This window comes from Dietzia sp. DQ11-38-2, from assembly GCF_014145055.1.
Taxonomy (GTDB): domain Bacteria; phylum Actinomycetota; class Actinomycetes; order Mycobacteriales; family Mycobacteriaceae; genus Dietzia.
Genome location: NZ_JAALDW010000009.1, coordinates 1 through 3,701 on the forward strand (window position 1 = coordinate 1; position 3,701 = coordinate 3,701).

The 3,701-nt window shown below is 69.0% G+C and carries 3 protein-coding genes; all 3 read right to left on the reverse strand.

Features of this window, described 5'->3' with window-relative positions; genetic code table 11:
• Positions 1-2,253, reverse strand: a 2,253-nt coding sequence (locus G6026_RS00355; RefSeq protein WP_347238046.1) for an MMPL family transporter, incomplete at its 3' end; no start/stop codon positions are given.
• Between the two features lie 12 nt (positions 2,254-2,265).
• The gene (locus G6026_RS00360) at positions 2,266-2,940 is read right to left on the reverse strand and encodes an NYN domain-containing protein (protein WP_107757515.1); all 675 of its coding nucleotides are present in this window, start codon (positions 2,938-2,940) and stop codon (positions 2,266-2,268) included.
• A gap of 37 nt (positions 2,941-2,977) precedes the next feature.
• Positions 2,978-3,658 carry a tRNA (guanosine(46)-N7)-methyltransferase TrmB gene (gene trmB, locus G6026_RS00365; protein WP_182611907.1) on the reverse strand — a complete coding sequence of 227 codons (681 nt, stop codon included), beginning with the start codon at positions 3,656-3,658 and terminating at the stop codon, positions 2,978-2,980.
• Positions 3,659-3,701: the final 43 nt, after the last annotated feature.

A 3,701-nucleotide genomic window follows, 5' to 3' on the forward strand; every position in this document is an offset into this window, starting at 1 on the left:
GGGCCCGGAGGTCGACCGTCCGTCCACGGGCCCGGCCGGGGCTGTGACCGGCACACCGGCGCCCGCCGACCCGACCCGCCCCGGACCCGCGACCAGGAGTTCGGGCTCGTCGTCTATTTCGGCCTCGCCCAGGCCGACCCGCTCCTGGACGCGCTTCATCCACTTCGGCGCCCACCAGTTGTCGGTGCCGAGCATCTGCATCACCGACGGCACGAGCAGCATACGGATGACGGTGGCGTCGATGATGAGCGCGGCGATCATGCCGAAGGCGATGTACTTCATCATCACGATGTCCGAGAACGCGAAGGCGCCGGTCACCACGATGAGGATGAGCGCCGCCGAGGTGATGATCCGACCGGTGTGGGCCACCCCGTTGCGGATGGCCTCTGCGGTGCGGGCCCCGCGCGAACGGGCCTCCACCATCCGGGACACCAGGAACACCTCGTAGTCCGTGGACAGGCCGTAGATGATCGCCATGAGGAGCACGACCACGGGCGACGTCAGCGGCCCCGGTGTGAACCCGAGCAGGCCGGCGAGATGACCGTCGACGAAGATCCACGTGAGGATCCCGAGCGTGGCGCCCAGTCCGAGCAGGTTCATGATCGCGGCCTTGATCGGCAGCACCAGCGAACCGAACGCCAGGAACATCAGGATGGTGGTGGCGATGAGGACGTAGAGCACGAACCACGGCAGCCCGTCGACCAGGGCCTCCACCGAATCGCGTTCCATCGCCGGGTTACCGCCCACGTAGACCTCGGTCCCGGCGGGGATCGGGAACGCCTGCAGGTACTCGACGGTGTCGGTGGCCGCGTTGCGGTCGACGACGCCGGTCTGCAGGACCACCACGTCGCGACCCTGAGCGTCCTGCTCACCGGACCGGGCGAACTGGAACGGTCCGGTCAGGCCCGGTGCCTCGTTCGCCGCGGAGCGGATCTGCGACAGGGTGGTGCCGTCCGACCCGATCACGACGAGTTTGACCGGGTCCGTGCGGGTTCCGGGGAAATTCTGGTCGTACTGTTCCTGTGCCACGCGGGTCGGGTTGTCCGGCGGGAGGTAGGTCTCGTTGATGCCGCCGAACTTGACCCCGGAGAACGGGATGATCAGTGCGACCAGGACCACCACGACCGGGACCGCCACGGCCACCGGGCGCTTCATGGAGAAGTCCGCGATGCGACCGAACAGGCCGTTCTCGACCTCTTCCCGTGAGCGGTGGCGCTGCAGGCGTGTGATGCCGAGCATGTCGACGCGGTGACCGAGCATCATCAGAACGGCCGGCAGCAGGGTCACCGACAGTGCGGCGGCGAGGATCACCGCGGCGATCGCGCCATAGGCCACCGACTTGAGGAAGTCCTGCGGGAAGATGAGCAGGCCGGACAGGGTCACGCCCACCATGACCGCGGAGAACACCACCGTCCGACCGGCGGTGGCCACCGCGCGTCGCACCGCCGCGTCCGGCGGATACCCCTCGGCCATCTCCTCCCTGAACCGGCTCACCACGAACAACCCGTAGTCGATGGCCAGGCCCAGACCGATCAGGGTCACCACGTTCTGGGCGAAGGAGTTCACCGGTGTGACCAGCGAGAGCAGGTGCAGAGCACCGAGCGAGCCCACGATCGTCAGCACCCCCACCGCAACGGGCAGGAAGGCGGCGACGACCCCGCCGAAGACCACGATGAGCAGCAGGAACACCAGCGGGAGCGCGATCAGCTCCGCGCGCACGAGGTCCGCGTCCATGCCGTCCTGCAACGCACCGGCGACGGCCTGCACCCCCGCGACGTCGGTCTGGATCCCGTCGACGTCGATCCGGTCCTCGATCACCCGGAAGTTCTGGAGGATCTCCTCCTCCTCGCCGGCGATCTGGATGGAGGCCACGGCGATGCCCTCGTCCCGGTTGACCAGGGCGGGGGACTGGTTGAACACGAAGCTGGTCACGCCGGTGACCTCGTCCGGGAACTCCGTGCGGATCGAGTCGAGCGAGGCGCGGATGGGCTCCTGGAACGCCGGATCGTCGACCGTGGTGCCCTCGGGGGCGTGGTAGCTGACGACGACGTCGCCGAGCGCGTCACGGCCGTACGCCTCCTGCTCGAGCCGCTCGGCCGTCGCCCACCCGCTCTCCGGGTCCTCGAAGCCGCCCTGGCCGAAGGCGTTTCCGAACATGCTGCCCGCCACGCTGAGCGCGGCCATGACCACGACCATGACGACCGTGACGAGGATGCGGCGGCGGGCGACGACACGCCCGAGTGAGTTGAACACGGCGGCGCGCTCCTAACGCGAGGTGAGCAGGGCGGTGAGTGGCCGGAGCGGCTGCAACCAGGCCCCCTCGTCCGGCAGGTTCTCGAGGCTGACCCGGGGCAGGGGCTCCCGGAACACACCCGGGATGTCCTCCAGGTCGAGGAATCGGATCGTGTCGTGCTGGACGGCCCAGGTGGCGTGCTCCCGGAAACCGATGACGGTGACGGGGATCTCGTCGGCGAGATCCTCCAACGGTTCGCGGAACGCCTGGCCGTCGGCGGAGGCCACCACCACGCCCGCGAGCCGACCGGACTCGGCGCGCCGGTCGATGTGCTCGAGCATGTCGTCGTCGACATCCGAGTCCTCGCTGGTCTTGGGCTTGGCAAAGACGGCGAAGCCGACGTTGCGCAGGGCCTCGACCCAGGGGCGGACATTGTCCGAGGTACCCGGGACGATGTTGGTGAAGACGGTCGCCTCGGCCTCGAGGGTGTCGCCCGAGCTCACCGACAACTCGGCCGCGTACCCGAGCAGCCACCGCCCGAGCGCGTCGAAGCGTGGCCGGTAGAGGGCCGTGGGGCGTCCGCCGAGGATGGACCCGAGGCCCATGTCCACGTTGGGCGCGTCCCAGACGAGCAGCACCAGGCCCGGGTCGTCGGGCGGCACCACGTCGGTGATCTCGTGGTCGTCCGGTCCGTCAGGTGGGGTCATCGTCTACAGCCTCGGCCTTCTCGGAGATTCGGGTGTGTCAGTCTCTGCGACGCCAGAGGAACTCGTTGATCACTCGCTCCTCCTGAAGACCCTTGCCCTCGAACTTCGTCACGGGTCGTTTCAGACTGAACGGTACGTGCCCGTCCCCGGTCGTGGCGTCGAGCCGCTCGAGTGACGGTTCGGCGTCGCCGGTCTCGGCGATCCAGTCGGCGTAGTCGGCGTGGTCGGTAGCCACGTGGAGTACGCCGCCGGGACGGAGGCGCGAGGAGATCAGGGCGAACGTCCCCGACTGCAGGAGCCGGCGCTTGTGGTGGCGCGCCTTGGGCCACGGATCCGGGAAGAACACACGCACCCCGGTCAGGCTCGCCGGCGCGATCATGTTGGTGAGCACATCCACCCCGTCGCCGCGGATCATCCGGACGTTCTCGAGGCCCTCTCGCAGGATCATCCCCAGGAGCTGGGCCAGGCCGGGTTGGTAGACCTCGACGGCGATCACGTCCAGGTCCGGCTCCTCTGCCGCCATCGCCGCGGTGGACGTCCCCGTCCCGGACCCGATCTCGACGATCAGCGGTGCGACGCGACCGAACATGACCTCCGGGTCGATCACCTCGTCCGCGACGTTGCGGCCGTAGGTGGGCCAGTGCTCCTCCCAGTTGCGTTGCTGGCCCGGACGCAGTGTGCCGCGACGGAACCGGTAGGCCGTGACCCGGGGGAACAGACGCGGGTCGTGATCAGGGGTCGATCCGTCCGCCGATCGGGGG

Bases quoted from the DNA above. Each gene is read 5' to 3' on its own strand.
- G6026_RS00360 (WP_107757515.1), bottom strand. From the start codon at position 2,940: ATGACCCCACCTGACGGACCGGACGACCACGAGATCACCGACGTGGTG.